Genomic DNA, 18,101 nt, shown 5'->3' on the forward strand with positions numbered 1-18,101 from the left:
TGCGGAACGATCCGTGTGCCGCATCAAGAAATGGGCTTGCTTGCGCAAAAAAGCGCGATAGAAGCGAACGTCTGCTCTCTGAGAGCAACCTACTGTTCGATTGGCTAAATTAAACTGGTGAACAAATGAGCGACAAGAAAGTTGCGTTGATTACGGGTATTACTGGTCAGGATGGTGCTTACCTTGCCGAATTCCTGCTTAAAAAGGGCTATTCGGTACACGGCATCAAGCGTCGCAGCTCTATGTTCAATACAGCACGCATTGACCACCTGTATCACGACCCGAATGCGACAGGTTACGATCTGACTTTGCACCATGGCGACCTGACCGACTCAAGCAGCTTAATTCGTATCGTTCAGGAAGTTCAGCCCGACGAGATTTACAACCTGGCGGCGCAAAGCCACGTTGCTGTTTCATTTGAAGAGCCCGAGTACACCGCGAATTCCGATGCCTTGGGGGCTTTGCGCCTGCTTGAAGCTATCCGTATCGCCGGGTTGGAAAAGAAAACGCGTTTCTATCAGGCGTCGACTTCCGAGCTTTACGGCCTGGTTCAGGAAACCCCACAGAAAGAAACCACACCGTTCTACCCGCGTTCCCCGTATGCCGTCGCCAAACTCTATGCCTACTGGATGACCGTGAACTATCGCGAGTCTTATGGCATTTATGCCTGCAACGGCATCTTGTTCAACCACGAATCTCCTATCCGTGGCGAGACGTTTGTAACCCGCAAGATCACTCGCGCCCTGGCGCGTATCAAACTGGGGCTGCAAGACTGCCTGTACCTCGGAAACATGAACGCGCTGCGCGACTGGGGCCATGCCCGTGACTACGTGGAAATGCAGTGGCTGATGCTGCAGCAGGACGTAGCTGAAGACTACGTGATCGCAACGGGCGAACAGCACTCCGTGCGCGAGTTCGTCGAGCTTGCCGCGAACGAAATCGGGATCAAAGTTCGCTGGGAAGGTACCGGCGTAGATGAAAAAGGCTATGACCTTGAGACCAATAAATGCATCGTCTCGGTAGACCCGCGTTACTTCCGACCTGCGGAAGTTGAAACGCTGCTGGGTGACCCGAGCAAAGCCAAGGCCAAGCTGGGCTGGGTGCCGACGACGACCTTCGCCGAGCTGGTCGAAGAAATGATGCGTGAAGACATGCGTGAGGCCGAGCGCGATCAACTGGTGCAGGCTAACGGATACAAATATTTCAAAGGCCAGGAATAAGGGGCGGCGTGGATGATACCGGTATATCAGCCCTTCTTGGGTGGACGCGAAAAAGAGTACGTAAACCAGTGCCTTGATTCGACCTGGATCTCCTCCCGCGGAGAATTCATATCTCGCTTCGAGGGCGAGTTTGCCCGATACATCGGCGCTGAACATGCAACGACAGTGAGCAATGGCACGGTAGCCTTGCACCTGGCAATGGCCGCCCTGGGGCTGGGCCCCGGTGATGAAGTGATCGTTCCAACGCTTACTTACGTGGCGTCGGTCAACACCATTATGCAAACCGGGGCCAGTGTTGTTTACGCCGAGTCCCGGGCAGACACCTGGAACGTCAGTGTTGCGGACATTCGCAGCCGCGTAACGCCCAGGACCAAAGCGGTCATGGTCGTACATTTATATGGCCTGGCGTGTGACATGGATGAGGTCGTTGCCCTGTGTAAAGAGCACGATCTGTTGTTGATCGAAGACTGTGCCGAGGCTTTTGGCTCTCTGTACAACGGTCAACACGTAGGGACATTTGGTGATGTCGCCACATTCAGCTTTTTTGGAAACAAGACCATTACTACCGGTGAGGGAGGAATGGTGGTCTCGAAAAACAAGGCTGTTCACGAGAAAGCTTGTCACCTGAAAAGCCAGGGGGTATCGAAAACCCGTGAGTACTGGCATGACGAGTTGGCATTCAACTACCGTATGACCAACATTTGCGCCGCCATTGGGCTTGCCCAGCTGGAGCGTGCAGACGAGATCATCGCGCTTAAACGGCAGATTGCGGGCTGGTATCGTGAGGAACTCGAGGGGCTTGCGTTGCAGATGCATGCAGAGCAGCCGGGCACCCGCCATTCCTATTGGATGTGCTCGGTACTGTTGAATGACCCCGGCCAGCGCCAGGCGTTACGTGATCATTTAAAAAGTAACGGCATAGAAACCCGCCCGTTGTTCGCGCCAGCCCATAACATGCCGCATTGCAGGACGGATGAAGATTTTCCCATAGCGCAGGACCTTAGCTCCCGAGGCATGAACCTTCCAAGTTATCCGACATTGAGCCGAGAACAGGTGCAACGGATAGCAGGGGAGATTCGACGCTACTTCGCCGGTTAAAACGAAGGACGTCAGGGTAGAACGCTTGCCCCGATGGCCAAGTAGAATTCAGAAAATCAAGTGACACTGAATTTTTGAATTTAAATTATTTACTCAGGTGAAGTGATGGTTTCTTATTTTTCTCGTGTTTGGGATGCTCGCTATTTTTGGGTTCATCTATCATTGGCTGATCTCAGGTCACGATGGAGAAGGTCTTTTTTTGGGATGGCATGGTCGATAATCCAGCCATTGGGATTGACTTTATTGCTCACACTGGTATTCAGCAGGCTGTTCAACGCTGATATCGTGACGTATGCGCCCTATATCCTGTCCGGCATTATTGTTTGGGAGTGTATATCGGCGAATACTGTTTCAGGGTCGTTGTCGTTTGTCCAAGCAGACGCTTATATAAAACAATGCAACCATCCATTGGCTATCTACACGCTTCGAAACGTCGTCGGCAGCATCATTGTCTTAATGTTGGCAAGTGTCTCGTTGTATGGCTGGGTGGCGGTAGTACTCCCGCATAACTTCGGCTGGAGTTGGTTGGCGTCATTGACAATTTTCCCAATTCTTGCGCTGATTGCATGGCCAGTGTCTACACTGCTGGCTTATGTAAGTACGCGTTTTCGAGACATTCCCCATGCGCTGGGGTTGATCATGCAGTCGCTGTGGTTTGTCTCCCCGGTGTATTTTGAAGCTAAAATGTTCAAGAACAGCGGGCTCCACGCATTAGTCGATTACAACCCGATTTATCACATCTTGCAGTTAATACGCGCGCCCTTGCTTCAAGGTCAATGGCCGACGTGGCAAAACTATGCGTTCAGTATTGGTACTGCAGTCGTCTTTGGCGTATTGGCGATTATCATTGGCAGCAAGGTTGAACGGAAAGTGATTTTTTATCTATGAAAAATAATCGAATTGTACTTGAAGAAGTCAACCTTCATTATGCCTCGGTTGCTTATAAAGAGCGCTCTTTAAAGTCGCTCATGGCCAATGCGTTTAACAAAAAAAAGAGCAAGTCAAATATTGCCGATATTCACGCACTGAAAAATATCAGTGTCGAGATAAACAGTGGTGAGCGTGTTGGGCTGCTCGGGCACAACGGTGCTGGCAAAAGTACCTTTCTGAAAACTGTCGCCGGGCTTTACCCCGTCTCAAGCGGCAGCCTCAGGGTTGAAGGCCAGGTGCGTTCGCTGTTTGACCTGAGCCTTGGTTTCGAGCCGGATGCAACAGGTAGGGAAAATATCCTTTACCGCGGCTTGTTGCTGGGGCTTTCACCAAAATTCATGCGCGAAAAAGCTGAGGAAATTGTTGAGTTCGCCGGGCTCGGTGAATTTATCGACTATCCGATAAAAACCTATTCGGCGGGTATGCAGGTGAGGCTGGCGTTCGCGATCTCCACGACGGTAGGCGGAGATATCTTGCTGCTCGATGAGGTGATTGGCGCAGGGGACGCAAATTTCATGGCGAAAGCCAGGGAGCGTATTACAGGCCTTATTGAGCAGGCAGAAATCCTGGTGCTGGCAACACACGATTTCAGCGCGTTGCGTTCGATATGCAATCGCGGGCTGGTTTTCCATCATGGCGAGTTGGTTTTTGACGGCAGCTGTGATCAGGCAGTGGCAGAATACACAATAATAAATGGACTGAAATAATCTTGAAAACGCTTAGAGTCCTTTGGTTACTCAATCACACTACGTTAAGAGAGTTCGAAGCTGACCAGCTGAAAGCATTAGGCGTGAACGAGATATTCATGCCTAAAAGCTTTCCTTATGATGAGGGAAACCTGTCGGCGAGTGTCGATTACCGTTTTGACGCCGAGCTGACAATACCCAAGCCGGAACTGGATATTCTTAACGCGCAAGATTGGTATGCAAGTCCAAGTGAGGAAGCATGGCGAATTGCCAATCTTTACTTTGACGTCGCAATCATTGGATTCTTTCCACTGCAAATAAGAAGCACGGTGCGCCATTTTGGCGGTGCGATCATATTACGGGTCTTTGGGTTGTCGAAAGGCTACTCGTATTCGCAATTGTTTTATGAAGAGGCAGAAGAGGGGCTGGTTCGTAATATCAAGTCGATTGGGTCGCGCTTCTGGTTTGGAGCAGGCTATGAACATTTGAAAGACGTTGAGCAAAACTTCCTTTCAAGCAGGGAGTGTTTTCTGCCTGTCGGCTTAAAAGGCGACTCTGCACCCGAACGCTGGGAAGGCAAACTCAGCAAAATTCTGTTTGTGTGCCCCCGGATTGGATCGTCTCCTTATTTTGAAACGATCTATAAAGATTTCGTTCGTGATTTTTCTGATTTCGAATACACGATAGGTGGCGCGCAGCCTATTGCTGTGTCGGATAAGAACGTCCTTGGTTTTGTCTCCGGGGAAGAACATTCATACAATATGAAACAGCACCGAATGATGTTCTATCATTCAACCGAACCCAACCATATTCATTATCACCCTTTTGAAGCCATCCGAGCGGGCATGCCTCTGCTGTTCATGGCCGGCGGCATGCTGGATAAAATGGGCGGCATAGGCTTGCCAGGTCGTTGCAAGACGGTCGCGGAGGCGAAAGCCAAAGCAAAACAACTGATGAATAACGATCAGACGCTGATTCAAAGCATCCGTACTTCCCAGATGGTTCTGCTTGAACCGATGAAAGCAAAAAACTGCGAGCAGGCCTGGCAGAGCGGTTTCAAAAAAGTACTGGCCGAGCTTGAGGCAGTGAAAAAGGAAAGTGTCGATCGTCCAGTGCGTCGCAAGCGTATCGCCGTCATCGTTCCTGTCGAATACAGAGGCGGAAGCCTGCGGGGCGCCAAGTTGATAGCAAACGCCCTTTACCACGGTAGTCGGCAAGCGGGCGAACCCGTCGACGTTGTGTTTCTCCATCTGGACAGTTCAGAAAGTTACTCTGCTGAAGAGTTCACGGACCTTGAACGCGAAATCTTGATTCGTCCCTATAAATGGAATGTGCTGGAGGCCGCACCCGCGCGCAGGGCCATGCGCTATTCCGGCCACGAAGGTTGGGAGCCTAAAAGCTCCCATTATTGGGTTGTCGATGATGGGATAAATAATCTCCAGGACTGTGACATCTGGCTCGTTATATCGGATCGCCTGGGCGGACCCTTGCTGCCGATGCGGCCCTCGGTACTGATGGTCTACGATTACCTGCAGCGGTATGTGCCCATACTTCCATTCGGCGCGGATCAGCCATTTCTGGATGCGGCGAGAAAAGCGTCAAAAGTACTGGTGACGACGGATTTCGCCAGGGAAGATGCTCTGAACTACGCAGGCGTATCGGCCGACAAGGTCTTTAAGTTACCCATGCTGGCGCCTGATTTTTCCCAACTCAAAGGCAGTTTTGCCGAGAGTTCCAGTTATTTTTTATGGACCACGAATACCGCGATTCACAAAAATCATGTTAACGCTTTGAACGCACTGAAGTTTTATTATGAGGAACTCGGCGGCGTACTGGAATGCAGGATTACGGGTGTAGAAACCAAGAACTTGTTCAAAAGTCACTTGAAACACCTCAAACCGTTGGCTGAGACGGTCGCTAAAAGCCGGCCATTAAAGAAAAATATCAAGCTGCTGGGTGAGTTGCCCGATCGCAATTACCAGAGTCTATTGGCTGGCGCCGCGTTTTTATGGCACGCGGGCGCGATAGACAACGGTACGTTCAGCGTCATCGAGGCGGCGGGTCTTGGTGTGCCCTCGTTGAGCAGTGACTACCCCGCGATGAGAGAAATCGATAAACAGTTCTCCTTGACATTAAGTTGGATGAAATCTGACAAGCCTAAACAAATGGCAAGTCAGATTAAGGAAATGGAGCTTGCCTACTTGGAGCGTCGCAACACCCTGCCGTCTGGCGAAGTGCTGGCAGAGCAAAGTGTAGAGAAACTCGCGAGCGCGTATTGGCAAGTGGTTAGGGAGTGCCTATGAAAAGATTCGGAATTTACCTGGCCTATGCTCCTGGGCTGGACCTACGGCACGAAGGCCTGGGTCGGTACCTTGCTGCGTTCCTTAAAGGCGCCGCCGGACGAGACGACGTTAAATTTACGTTGGTATGTCCAAGTTGGACGAAAAAAGCACTTCACGAACTGTTTTTGAGTGAAGGTGTTCAGCAAGACGTGTTCGAAATCGTTTCTCCTTCAAGTGTTCCTATGATCTTGCGGTGCTACGAAGAATATATCGCCAGGAAAAAGAAACTGAAGAAAATGACGCTCAGGCAAAGAGTGGCGAAGAAACTGTTTCATTGGAAAGCCCTGCTGGTCAATGAAATTGAGCAGCGTTTGATTACGGTCGATTCCTACGCGGGCGTCTTTCGCCTGGGGATTGAAGCGGTCGCGTTATTTTTAGTGGGCGTGCTCCTCAGCCCTTTGCTGATCCTGATTCCGATTTATGCTGTTTTGTTAAAGTTGAAAATTATTGTGCGCCGTATGTTACGACCGGTGAAGCGAGTGGTTAACCGCTTGCGGACGGCCGTGGGGGCTCCCAAGGAGGATGCCTTTGTACTTCGGTTATATCAGCGGCTGGAGCAGGTTGAGTCCGACCGCATGTTGAACATTATTAAGAATTTGCCGGACGTGAAAGCCTGGTATAGCCCCACGGCGTTCTGGCCGGAGTTTAATAAAATCCAGGCGCCACGCTTGATGTGTGTGCCCGATGTGGTTCTTTCAGACTTTCCTATTGGCTTCTCTCAAGTGGGTGGGGAGCGGTTCCTTAAAGTCTATGAACGGGTCGAGGCTGCCATCCACGGCGGGGAACACTTTGTGACGTACAGTAAAAGTGTTAAGTGGGAAACGCTGGTAGAGAGATACGCGCTGAAGCCCTCTCGTATTTCAGTGGTCTATCATGCGCCGAATGACCTGAGCAGTAATGTCGCTATTATTGGCTTGTCGGACGCGGCGTCAGCCACGAAAAACTACTGTTCTACCCTGTTCAAGAGAGCGTTGAAGAAAGCATCAAACTATTCGTATTCATCGACGTTTTTCAACGGCGACGCAAAATTCATATTCTATGCCAGCCAGTTTCGGCCAAATAAAAATGTTGTTTCTTTGCTGAAGGCGTATACCTACCTGTTACGCAATGACTTTATTCATCACAAGTTAATCTTGACCGGGCATGTAAGCGGCTTTGCGATCTTGAAGGATTTTATCCGTGATCATCATCTGGAGAATGATGTTCTTTGTGTGCACGGGTTGACCGTCCAGGAATTGGCAGCCTGTTACTCGCTGGCGGATCTCGCGGTTAACCCGAGCTTGAGTGAAGGAGGGTGCCCCTTCACGTTTACTGAGGCATTGTCCGTTGACACGCCAGTGGTGATGGCGAGGATACCCGTCACGGAAGAAGTCTTGGTGGACGCTGAGTTGCAGCGGCTGACTTTTTTCAATCCGTATGATTGGAAAGATATTGCCGATCGGATTCAGTGGGGGATACAAAATCGTGAGGCGTTACTGACTGTTCAGAAAGGCGCCTATGAGTTGCTTTCCATGCGCAATTGGACAGATGTTGTAAACGAGCACATTGATATATTGGATAAAATTTCGAGCCAAGCCATTTCTCGATAGGAGCAGGGCCCATGACGTCTCCTTCTGGTTTACTGATTCTTGGCTTCGGTGGTCACGCCCGTGCTGTGGCCGACGTCGCATTGATGTCGGGTATCAAGGAACTGCGCTTTATCGACGTTAATGCACGCCCGAATGAAACGTTCGGGCCGTTTCCAGTTTTGCCCAGTTGGGATGAAGCACCCTCGGCTGGCTGGTCTGTCATGCCCGCTTCAGGAGATGGTCTCGGCCGGGAAGCACAGTGTGATTGGGCGACGAAGCGCGGCTGGGCCCTGGCTACGCTTATTTCGCCAACGGCTACGGTAGGTTTTGGTGCGACGGTGGGGCCTGGAACCTTTATCGGGCATCACGCTCATGTCGGGCCCATGGCCTCGGTAGGGACGGGGTGCATTGTAAATACCGGTGCGATTGTCGAGCACGAGTGCCTGATAGGCGATTTTACGCATATCTCTATCAATGCGGCTGTCGCAGGAAGATGCCATATCGGACGGCTTTGTTTTATCGGTGCAGGTTCCACTGTCATAGATGGCATCAGGGTTAACGACGGTATAACGTTGGGCGGCGGTGCATGTGCACACCGTGATCTGGACGAGGCCGGCATTTATGTCGGCGTGCCGGCGAGGAAAATGACAGGGAAATCGCCAGTTTGAAAGTCCTTCATTTCTTTAAAACCTATCATCCGCAAACGATGGGCGGGATTGAGCAAGTCATCTTCCAGCTGGCAGAAGGCGGCCGGAAGCTGGGGGTTGACGCGCAAGTATTATCCCTGAGTGCTGACGGCAATACACGTAACGTCAAGGTGGGTGAACACCTGGCCCACACCTCGAAACTCGACTTGCACATCGCCTCCACGGGGTTTTCGTTATCAGCTTTCAGGGACTTTTCGGCGCTGGCCAGGGAAGTTGACATTATTCACTATCACTTCCCATGGCCATTCATGGATCTGGTTCATTTTGCATCGCGTGTGCGTAAGCCAACGGTCGTCAGCTATCATTCGGACATCGTTAAGCAAAAGATGCTGCTGAAGTTTTATCAGCCGCTGATGTACAGTTTTTTGAACAGTGTCGATCGCATAGTTGCGTCGTCGCCGAAGTATGTAGAGAGCAGTCCGATACTGAAGAAATTTCAGGATAAGTTGACAGTCATACCGCTCGGTTTGGACAGGAATACTTACCCTCACGTATTACCCGAGAAGTTAAGTTATTGGCGGAGGATGTTTGGAGGGCGATTTTTTCTGTTTATTGGAGCCCTGCGCTACTATAAAGGATTGGAATACTTACTTGACGCGGCGTGTACGGCTCGGTTTCCAATCGTCATTCTGGGACAGGGGCCGATGGAGGTTGAGCTGAAGGCCAAGGCCAAGAAGTTGGGGCTTTCACATGTCTATTTTCTTGGCGGCTTGGGCGACGATGACAAGACGGCGCTATTGATGCTGTGTTATGCGATGGTGTTTCCTTCTCATCTTCGTTCTGAAGCGTTTGGTATTTCACTTCTTGAAGCCGCGATGTTCGGTAAACCGCTTATTTCGTGTGAGATCGGAACGGGTACAACGTACATCAATATTGCCGGGGAAACCGGGCTGGTCATCCCGCCCTCTGACGTAGATGCATTGGCGAACGCGATGGTGACGCTGTGGGAGCATCCAGAATTGGCCAGTGAGATGGGCGCGCGGGCGGCACTGCGGTTTGAGCAGGTATTTGCGGCGGATCGAATGGTTGAAAGTTATGCAGACGTCTACCGTTCGTTGTTGCGGTGAGGTGCAAGGAAGCCAGCCGGATACCGGCTTCCTGACGGTCTAGCCTGCTGCGTGCTCCGGCAGTCAAGCCAGCATTGGGTACGTAAACAGCCCGAAATGCAGCAGGTTCAAGCCAAAGTGCGTAACAATCGCCGCACCCAGCCCGCCAAAGCGATACGCCAGGCCGTAGCCGAGGCCAGCGATGGTCGCCAGCAGTGTCCACTGCCAACCTGCCCCCAGGTGCACCAGCCCAAACAACAGCGCTGCCAACATCAGCGCCAAATTTTCCCCGTACGGCAACTGCCTGAACCGCCGACTCAACCCCCCTTGCACATACCCGCGAAACAACGCTTCCTCCACCAGTGTTACCAGCAGCAAATTATTCAACACCCACAACCACGCCTGTTCCGGCCACTTCGGCGCCCAACTGATGATGCCCAGCAATGCAGCGCCGCCGAGTGCGGCAATTGCTGTCAGGGTCAATGCCAGGGCGGTGGCATAGATCGACAGGCGCAGCGAGCGGCGGGCAACGATCCACGGGCAGGCCAGCAGCAACCAGAAGCCGATCAGCGGCTTATCCTGGTTCAAATACATCGAGAACGGCACGGCATCGTCTGTAAGACGCTGCGGGGCGATCCCGCGTCCGTTGTAGAACCCCGGCAGCCAATGCATCGCCAACCCCAGCGCCAGTACGATAAACAACCCGTGTCCCAGATAACGCACCCAAGGGTTTCGCTGCTGGCGCACGGCAAACCCGGCCAACAGCAGCATGCCGACGGACAGCGCCGCCATCAATCCCAATTGCCCGTAGCTCAAGGCAAGTACATAGCCGATGGAAAGAAGCGCCAGGTACAGCCATGGCAACGCGAGCATGGGGAATCCTTGTGACTGTCAAAATCTGAAGGCGGCAGTATAACGAGCGTCACCCCCGGTAAAAATGAAAACACCGCCTGCAAGGGCGGTGTTTTATGTAGCGCGTGTTAGTTACGAGGCAATCAACTGTCGCAGCACGTAGTGCAGGATCCCGCCCGCCTTGAAGTACTCGACTTCATTGAGGGTATCGATGCGGCACAGCACTTCAACCTTCTCGCTGCTGCCATCTTCACGAGTGATTACCAGGGTCAGGTTCATGCGTGGCTCGATCTCGGCCTGGGTCAGGCCGAGGATGTCGACCTTCTCCTTGCCGGTCAGCTTCAACGCCTTGCGGTTCTGGTCCAGCTTGAACTGCAGTGGCAGCACGCCCATGCCCACCAGGTTGGAGCGGTGGATCCGCTCAAAGCTCTCGGCGATCACCGCCTTCACTCCCAGCAAGTTGGTGCCTTTGGCGGCCCAGTCGCGGCTTGAGCCGGTGCCGTATTCCTGGCCGGCAATCACCACCAACGGGGTGCCCGAGGCCTGGTATTTCATGGCGGCATCGTAGATCGGCATTTTCTCGCCGGTGGGAATGTAGATCGTGTTGCCGCCTTCTTCACCGCCGAGCATTTCGTTGCGGATGCGGATGTTGGCGAAGGTGCCGCGCATCATCACTTCGTGGTTGCCGCGACGTGAGCCGTAGGAGTTGAAGTCCCGTGGTTCGACGCCTTGCTCGCGCAGGTATTTGCCGGCCGGGCTGTCGGTCTTGATGTTGCCGGCGGGGGAGATGTGGTCGGTGGTTACCGAATCCCCCAGCAGGGCCAGCACGTTGGCGCCCTTGACGTCCTCGATCACCGGCAATGGCCCGCCGATGTCGTCAAAGAACGGCGGATGCTGGATGTAGGTGGAATCCTTCTGCCACACGTAGGTTGCGGCCTGCGGCACTTCGATGGCTTGCCATTGTTCGTCGCCGGCAAACACTTCGGCGTATTCCTTGTGGAACATCCCGGTGCTGACTTGCGCGACGGCGTCGGCAATTTCCTTGCTGCTGGGCCAGATGTCCCGCAGGTACACCGGTTTTCCGTCGGCGCCGGTGCCCAGTGGTTCGCTGCTGATGTCCATGCGTACGGTGCCGGCCAGTGCATAGGCCACAACGAGTGGCGGGGAGGCCAGCCAGTTGGTTTTCACCAGTGGGTGCACCCGGCCTTCGAAGTTACGGTTGCCCGAGAGCACCGAGGCTACAGACAGGTCGGCTTTCTGGATGGCTTTTTCGATCGGCTCGGGCAGCGGCCCGGAGTTGCCGATACAGGTGGTGCAGCCATAACCCACCAGTGCGAAACCCAGCGCGTCGAGGTATTGGGTCAAGCCCGCGGCTTTGTAATAGTCGGTGACCACCTTGGAGCCAGGCGCCAGGGAGGTTTTCACCCACGGCTTGCTCTTCAGTCCTTTCTCTACCGCCTTTTTCGCCACCAGGCCCGCCGCCATCATCACGCTCGGGTTGGAGGTGTTGGTGCAGGAGGTAATCGCCGCTATCACCACGGCGCCGTTTTTCAGGCGATAGGTCTGGCCTTCGAAGTCGTAGTCGGCTTCACCGATCAGGTCAGCATTACCTACTGCCACACCGCCGCCGCCTTCGCTTTCCAGGCGGCCTTCTTCCTTGTTGGTCGGTTTGAATTGCAGGTCGAGGAAGTCGCTGAAGGCTTGGCCAACGTTCGGCAGCGAGACACGGTCTTGCGGGCGTTTCGGCCCGGCCAGGCTGGCTTCGACGCTGCCCATGTCCAGCGCCAGGCTGTCAGTGAAGATGGGTTCCTGCCCGGCATTGCGCCACAGGCCCTGGGCCTTGGTGTAAGCCTCTACCAGTTTGACGGTTTCCGTAGGACGGCCCGACAGGCGCAGGTAGTCCAAAGTCACTTCGTCCACTGGGAAGAAGCCGCAGGTGGCGCCGTATTCCGGAGCCATGTTGGCGATGGTGGCGCGGTCTGCCAGCGGCAACTCGGCCAGGCCGTCCCCATAGAATTCGACGAATTTGCCGACCACACCCTTTTTACGCAGCATTTGCGTGACAGTCAGCACCAGGTCGGTGGCGGTAATGCCTTCTTTCAGTTTGCCGGTGAGCTTGAAGCCGATCACTTCCGGGATCAGCATCGACACTGGCTGGCCGAGCATCGCGGCTTCCGCTTCGATCCCGCCCACGCCCCAGCCCAGTACGCCGAGGCCGTTGATCATGGTGGTGTGGGAGTCGGTGCCTACAAGCGTGTCGGGGAAGGCGTAGGTGCGGCCGTCTTCATCTTTGGTCCACACGGTGCGGCCGAGGTATTCCAGGTTGACCTGGTGGCAGATGCCGGTGCCCGGTGGTACCACGCTGAAGTTGTCGAAGGCGCTCTGGCCCCAGCGCAGGAAGGCGTAGCGTTCGCCGTTGCGCTGCATTTCGATGTCGACGTTTTCCTGGAAGGCGCCGGTGGTGGCGAACTTGTCGACCATCACCGAGTGGTCGATCACAAGGTCCACCGGTGAGAGCGGGTTGATGCGCTGCGGGTCACCGCCGGCCTTGGCCACGGCGGCGCGCATGGCGGCCAGGTCAACCACGGCGGGCACGCCGGTAAAGTCTTGCATCAGCACACGAGCGGGGCGGTACTGGATCTCGCGGTCGGAGCGGCGCTCCTTGAGCCAGGCAGCAATGGCCTTGAGGTCGGCGCCGGTAACGGTCTTTTCGTCTTCCCAACGCAGCAGGTTTTCCAGCAGCACCTTGAGCGACATTGGCAGCTTGTCCAGGTCACCCAGGCTCTTGGCGGCTTCGGGCAGGCTGAAGTAGTGATAGGTCTTGTCGTCGATCTGTAAGGTTTTAAGGGTTCTCAGGCTATCAAGGGATGACATTACATGACTCCTTATGGTCCGCACGGCTACGGACCTGACGGGACGAACAGAGCTTACAAATTAGCCCTGTTTTAAGTAGCTGGCTAATTACTGGACTCTATGGGCAAGTCCAAGGTTCCGAACTCGGCTATCATGCGCGCGTTTTCATGACAGGCATTGCGCTATAGCAAGCCCGTGATCCAGGAGAGTTGATGAACACCCTTTTTATGCACTGCCGCCCGGGTTTTGAAGGCGAAGTCTGTTCCGAGATCGCGGAACACGCCGCACGCCTGAACGTTTCGGGCTATGCCAAGGCCAAGACCGGCAGCGCCTGCGCCGAATTCGTGTGCACCGAAGAAGACGGCGCCCAGCGCCTGATGCGCGGCCAACGCTTTGCCGAGCTGATCTTCCCAAGGCAGTGGGCGCGTGGGGTATTCATCGATTTGCCGGAAACCGACCGAATCAGCGTGATCCTGGCGCACCTGCGCGATTTCCCGGTGTGCGGCAGCCTGTGGCTGGAAATGGTCGACACCAACGATGGCAAAGAACTGTCGAACTTCTGCAAGAAATTCGAAGTGCACCTGCGCAAGGCGCTGATGGCTGCCGGCAAGCTGGTGGAAGACGCTACCAAACCGCGCCTGTTGCTGACCTTCAAGAGTGGCCGCGAAGTGTTCATGGGCCTGGCCGAGTCGAACAACTCGGCGATGTGGCCGATGGGCATTCCGCGCCTTAAATTCCCGCGTGACGCGCCAAGCCGCTCGACCTTGAAACTGGAAGAGGCCTGGCACCACTTTATCCCTCGTGACCAGTGGGACGAGCGCCTGCACAGTGACATGACCGGCGTCGACCTCGGCGCGGCGCCCGGCGGCTGGACCTGGCAGTTGGTCAACCGTGGCATGCTGGTGACCGCCATCGACAACGGCCCGATGGCCGAAAGCCTGATGGACACCGGCCTGGTGCAGCACCTGATGGCCGACGGTTTCATCTACACCCCCAAGCAGCCGGTAGACTGGATGGTGTGCGACATCGTCGAGAAACCGGCGCGCAACGCAGCCCTGCTGGAAACCTGGATTGGCGAGGGACATTGCCGTGAGGCGGTGGTCAACCTGAAACTGCCGATGAAGCAGCGTTATGCCGAAGTGAAGCGCTTGCTCGAACGCATCGCGGAAGGCTTCAAGGAGCGAGGCATCCGGGTAGAGATCGGCTGCAAACAGCTGTACCACGACCGTGAAGAAGTGACCTGCCATTTGCGCCGGTTGGATGTTAAGAAGCCAAAGGCCCGGTAAACGCTGCTTCAGGTAGGAGCGAGCTGGCTCGCGAAAAACCAGAGGGCGCCGCTGGCTACCTGGCGCCCCGCGTTACCGTTAAAATGCCGGCCTGTTTAGGAGTAAACCATGAGCCTGACCCCTGATTTACCCGTCGATGCTGTCCTCGACGCCACCGGCCTCAACTGCCCGGAACCGGTGATGATGCTGCACCAGCACATCCGTGACCTGGCGCCCGGTGGCTTGCTCAAGGTGATTGCGACGGATCCGTCGACCCGTCGCGATATCCCCAAGTTCTGCGTGTTCCTTGACCATGAACTGGTCGACCAGCAGGAACAGGCAGGCACTTACCTGTACTGGATCCGCAAGAAGACGGCTTAAGCCCGGCGATTCCGCTTGCGTGCACTGCGCACCAGGCGGATCACCAGCATCGCTGCCGCACAGCTCAGGCCCACGATCAACCCCTGCCACAACCCGCTCGGGCCGCGGGCCTGGCCCAGCCAGTCGGTCAGCCCCAGTGCATAGCCCACCGGCAAGCCCACGCCCCAATACGCAAACAGCGTCAGCACCATGGTCACCCGTGTGTCCTGGTAACCGCGCAACGCGCCGGCAGCCGTGACCTGGATCGCGTCCGAGAACTGAAACAGCGCCGCAAACACAATCAGCATCGCCGCCACCTGGATCACCAGTGGGTCTGAGGTGTAGAGGGTGGCGATGTGTTCGCGAAACAGCAGCATCAGGCTGCAGGACAGGCAGGCGTAAACCAGCGCGGTGCCCATCCCCACACCGGCGGCGAAGCGCGCTTCACGCGGTTCGCCACGGCCCAGGGCCTGGCCGACGCGCACGGTCACGGCCATGCTCAGGGAGTAGGGGATCATGAACACCAGCGAGCTGAAGTTCAGCGCAATCTGGTGCCCGGCCACCACCGTGGCGCCGAGGCTGCCGATCAGCAGCGCGATTACCGCGAAGATGCTCGATTCGGCAAACACCGCAATCCCGATCGGCAAACCAATGCCCAATACGCGCTTGATCACCGACCACTGCGGCCAGTCGAAGCGCTTGAACAGCTCGCTGCTCTGATACACCGGCGCCCAGCGGGTCCAGGCAGCCAGGCCGAGCATCATCACCCACATCACGATCGACGTGGCCCAGCCACAACCGATGCCGCCCATGGCCGGCACGCCGAAGTGGCCGTAGATGAACACATAGTTCAGCGGAATATTCAGCGCCAGCCCGCACAGGCCCATGACCATGCTTGGCCGTGTGCGGCCCAGGCCGTCGCTGAAGCAGCGCAGCACGTAATACAGCGCGATCGCCGGCATACCCGAGGCGATGCCGTGCAGGTAGCCCATGCACGGCTTGATCAGCTCGGGATCGACGTTCATCAGGTGCAGGATCGGTTCGGCGCTGATCAGCAACAGCTGCGCGGTAATCCCCACCACCAGCGCCAGCCACATCGACTGGCGCACCAGCGGGCCGATTTCGCCGTGGGTGCCGGCGCCAAAGCGCTGGGCGACCTTTGGCGTGGTGGCCAGCAGGGTGCCGGTCATCAGCAGGTACACCGGGATCCAGATGGAGTTGCCCAGGGCCACCGCCGCCAGGTCCCGGGAGCTGACACGCCCGGCCATCACCGCATCGACAAAACCCATGGCGGTAGTCGCCAGTTGCCCGATCATGATCGGCAGCGCAAGGGTCAGCAGGTTGCGTACCTCAAGGCTGACGCGGGCGGGGCGGGAGAGGGCGGTGGTGGTTGCGGCAGTGTTCACGTACAGATGTCCGATAAGGGGGAGCGCAGGACGGCGCATTCTACGCCCTGACGTGTTGGTCAGGAAAAAACCTGTGTTGTGGATTTGTAAGCGCTTCACAGTGCACAAATTGCTTCTTGTGGCGAGCGAGCTTGCTGTGGCGAGGGAGCTTGCTCCCGCTGGGCTGCGCAGCAGCCCCAAAACGGGCAACCGCTGTGTACCTGAAAAAAACACGGCGCAGCATTCGGGAGCGCTCCGCACTCCAGCGGGAGCAAGCTCCCTCGCCACACGGAAAACCGCTGTACACTGCTGATCCGCGAAAAGGAGCCTGCCATGCTGATTGTTGCCGACGAAAATATCCCGCTGCTCGATGCATTCTTCGAAGGATTTGGCGAGATTCGCCGGGTTCCGGGCCGCTCCATCGACCGCGCGACCCTCGAGCAGGCCGATGTGCTGCTGGTGCGTTCGGTGACCAACGTCAACCGGGCCTTGCTCGAAGGCACGCCAGTCCGGTTTGTCGGTACCTGCACCATCGGCACCGACCACCTCGACCTCGATTACTTCCAGCGCGCCGGCATCCAGTGGTCCAGTGCCCCCGGCTGCAATGCCCGCGGCGTGGTCGACTATGTACTGGGCAGCCTGCTGACCCTGGCCGAGATCGAAGGCGCCGACCTGGCCCAGCGCACCTACGGCGTGGTGGGCGCCGGTGAAGTCGGCGGGCGACTGGTCAAGGTGCTCAAGGCTTTGGGCTGGAATGTGCTGGTGTGCGACCCGCCCCGGCAGATCGCCGAGGACGGCGATTACGTCAGCCTGGAGCAGATCGTCGAGCAGTGCGATGTGATCAGCCTGCACACGCCGTTGAACAAATCCGGTAACGGCTCGACCTGGCACTTGTTTGACCGTGAGCGCCTCAACCAGCTCAAGGCCAGCGCCTGGCTGATCAACGCCAGCCGTGGCCCGGTGGTGGACAACGCCGCCCTCAGGGACGTGCTGCTGGAACGCGAAGACCTGCAGGCCGTGCTGGATGTGTGGGAAGGCGAGCCTCAGGTGGACGTCGACCTGGCCGACTTGTGTGTACTGGCCACACCGCATATCGCCGGCTACAGCCTGGACGGCAAGCAACGCGGCACGGCGCAGATCTATCAAGCGTTTTGCCGGCATCTTGGTCAGGACCCGACTGTTCAGTTGAGCGACCTGCTCCCGGCACCCTGGCTTGCCGAAGTCAGCCTCAATGCCAATACCGATCCGGCCTGGGCCTTGGCGACCCTGTGCCGCAGCGTGTACGACCCGCGCCGGGATGATGCGGATTTTCGCCGCAGCCTGGTAGGAACTGTGGATGAGCAGCGCAAGGCATTCGACCTGCTGCGCAAACACTACCCGCAGCGGCGTGAGATCGATGGCTTGAAGGTGCGGATCAACGGTGAGTCTGCCGCGCTGTCGAGCATCGTCGCGGCCTTGGGCGCACAAGCAATCTGAGCCCATAAAAAACCCGGCCATCAAGGCCGGGTTTAAAAGAGCGTGGGCGAATCAGCCTTGCTTGGCGGGCTTGACCAATTTCTGCTCCAGTTCGGCGCATGCGCTCTGGATCATTTCTTCGGTGATTTGCACTTCGCGGCCTTGAGCGTCGATGTATGAGCAAGGCAACTGCTGCGGTTGGCGGATCACTTCAATTTTGGCGTTGCTGCTGTTTTGCAAGGACATGGCCCGTCTCCTCATCAGGTTGTGTACCTACTCTAAAATCCCCGCGTGACCGCGTTGTTACAACTCCATACACGGTCGGCGGATCGAA

The 18,101-nt window shown here is 56.0% G+C and carries 15 protein-coding genes; 11 read left to right on the plus strand and 4 right to left on the minus strand.

Going from position 1 to position 18,101, the window contains the following annotated elements; all coding sequences use genetic code 11:
• The first annotated feature begins 125 nt into the window (after nt 1–125).
• From gmd to RGV33_RS08965, 8 genes are all read left to right on the plus strand, one after another.
• Entirely contained in the window at nt 126–1,220 is a 1,095-nt protein-coding gene (gene gmd / locus RGV33_RS08930; RefSeq protein WP_322143953.1) for a GDP-mannose 4,6-dehydratase, read from the plus strand.
• Nucleotides 1,221–1,232: 12 nt separating this feature from the next.
• Nucleotides 1,233–2,318 (plus strand): DegT/DnrJ/EryC1/StrS aminotransferase family protein, encoded by a 1,086-nt coding sequence (locus tag RGV33_RS08935; RefSeq protein WP_322143954.1) that lies wholly within the window; start codon nt 1,233–1,235, stop codon nt 2,316–2,318.
• 105 nt (nt 2,319–2,423) lie between these two features.
• Nucleotides 2,424–3,206 carry an ABC transporter permease gene (locus RGV33_RS08940; RefSeq protein WP_322143955.1) on the plus strand — a complete coding sequence of 261 codons (783 nt, stop codon included), beginning with the start codon at nt 2,424–2,426 and terminating at the stop codon, nt 3,204–3,206.
• Nucleotides 3,203–3,955: an ABC transporter ATP-binding protein gene (locus tag RGV33_RS08945; protein WP_322143956.1), complete on the plus strand. Its 753-nt coding sequence runs from the start codon at nt 3,203–3,205 to the stop codon at nt 3,953–3,955. Before RGV33_RS08940 ends, RGV33_RS08945 begins: the two co-directional genes overlap by 4 nt.
• A 98-nt stretch (nt 3,956–4,053) precedes the next feature.
• Nucleotides 4,054–6,237 (plus strand): glycosytransferase, encoded by a 2,184-nt coding sequence (locus tag RGV33_RS08950; protein WP_322143957.1) that lies wholly within the window; start codon nt 4,054–4,056, stop codon nt 6,235–6,237.
• A complete protein-coding gene (locus RGV33_RS08955; RefSeq protein ID WP_322143958.1) occupies nt 6,234–7,865 on the plus strand; it encodes a glycosyltransferase in 1,632 nt (543 codons plus the stop codon). Before RGV33_RS08950 ends, RGV33_RS08955 begins: the two co-directional genes overlap by 4 nt.
• Before the next feature lie 11 nt (nt 7,866–7,876).
• Nucleotides 7,877–8,512, plus strand: a complete 636-nt coding sequence (locus RGV33_RS08960; RefSeq protein ID WP_322143959.1) for an acetyltransferase — start codon at nt 7,877–7,879, stop codon at nt 8,510–8,512.
• The gene (locus RGV33_RS08965) at nt 8,509–9,618 is read left to right on the plus strand and encodes a glycosyltransferase family 4 protein (RefSeq protein ID WP_322143960.1); all 1,110 of its coding nucleotides are present in this window, start codon (nt 8,509–8,511) and stop codon (nt 9,616–9,618) included. Before RGV33_RS08960 ends, RGV33_RS08965 begins: the two co-directional genes overlap by 4 nt.
• Before the next feature lie 63 nt (nt 9,619–9,681).
• Here the strand turns inward: RGV33_RS08965 and RGV33_RS08970 are convergent, their stop codons facing one another.
• A complete protein-coding gene (locus RGV33_RS08970) occupies nt 9,682–10,470 on the minus strand; it encodes a CPBP family intramembrane glutamic endopeptidase (RefSeq protein ID WP_322143961.1) in 789 nt (262 codons plus the stop codon).
• A gap of 111 nt (nt 10,471–10,581) precedes the next feature.
• Nucleotides 10,582–13,323, minus strand: a complete 2,742-nt coding sequence (gene acnA, locus RGV33_RS08975; protein ID WP_322143962.1) for an aconitate hydratase AcnA — start codon at nt 13,321–13,323, stop codon at nt 10,582–10,584.
• 191 nt (nt 13,324–13,514) lie between these two features.
• Here acnA and rlmM point away from each other — a divergent pair, with 191 nt between their 5' ends.
• Together rlmM and tusA are read left to right on the plus strand one after the other, a co-directional pair.
• Nucleotides 13,515–14,588 carry a 23S rRNA (cytidine(2498)-2'-O)-methyltransferase RlmM gene (rlmM, locus tag RGV33_RS08980; protein WP_322143963.1) on the plus strand — a complete coding sequence of 358 codons (1,074 nt, stop codon included), beginning with the start codon at nt 13,515–13,517 and terminating at the stop codon, nt 14,586–14,588.
• A gap of 108 nt (nt 14,589–14,696) precedes the next feature.
• A complete protein-coding gene (gene tusA, locus RGV33_RS08985; protein WP_322143964.1) occupies nt 14,697–14,948 on the plus strand; it encodes a sulfurtransferase TusA in 252 nt (83 codons plus the stop codon).
• On the opposite strand, the gene RGV33_RS08990 is transcribed toward tusA, so the two are convergent.
• Nucleotides 14,945–16,333, minus strand: a complete 1,389-nt coding sequence (locus RGV33_RS08990) for an MATE family efflux transporter (RefSeq protein WP_322143965.1) — start codon at nt 16,331–16,333, stop codon at nt 14,945–14,947. The two genes, tusA and RGV33_RS08990, sit on opposite strands and share 4 nt — an antisense overlap.
• Before the next feature lie 312 nt (nt 16,334–16,645).
• Between RGV33_RS08990 and pdxB the strand changes: the two genes are divergently transcribed.
• Nucleotides 16,646–17,788, plus strand: a complete 1,143-nt coding sequence (pdxB, locus tag RGV33_RS08995; protein WP_322143966.1) for a 4-phosphoerythronate dehydrogenase PdxB — start codon at nt 16,646–16,648, stop codon at nt 17,786–17,788.
• A 51-nt stretch (nt 17,789–17,839) separates the two neighbouring features.
• On the opposite strand, the gene RGV33_RS09000 is transcribed toward pdxB, so the two are convergent.
• On the minus strand, nt 17,840–18,013 hold the full coding sequence (locus RGV33_RS09000; protein ID WP_176438723.1) for a PA1571 family protein: 174 nt from the start codon (nt 18,011–18,013) through the stop codon (nt 17,840–17,842).
• Between the last annotated feature and the right edge of the window lie 88 nt (nt 18,014–18,101).

It is taken from the genome of Pseudomonas sp. Bout1 (genome assembly GCF_034314165.1).
Classification (GTDB): Bacteria; Pseudomonadota; Gammaproteobacteria; order Pseudomonadales; family Pseudomonadaceae; genus Aquipseudomonas.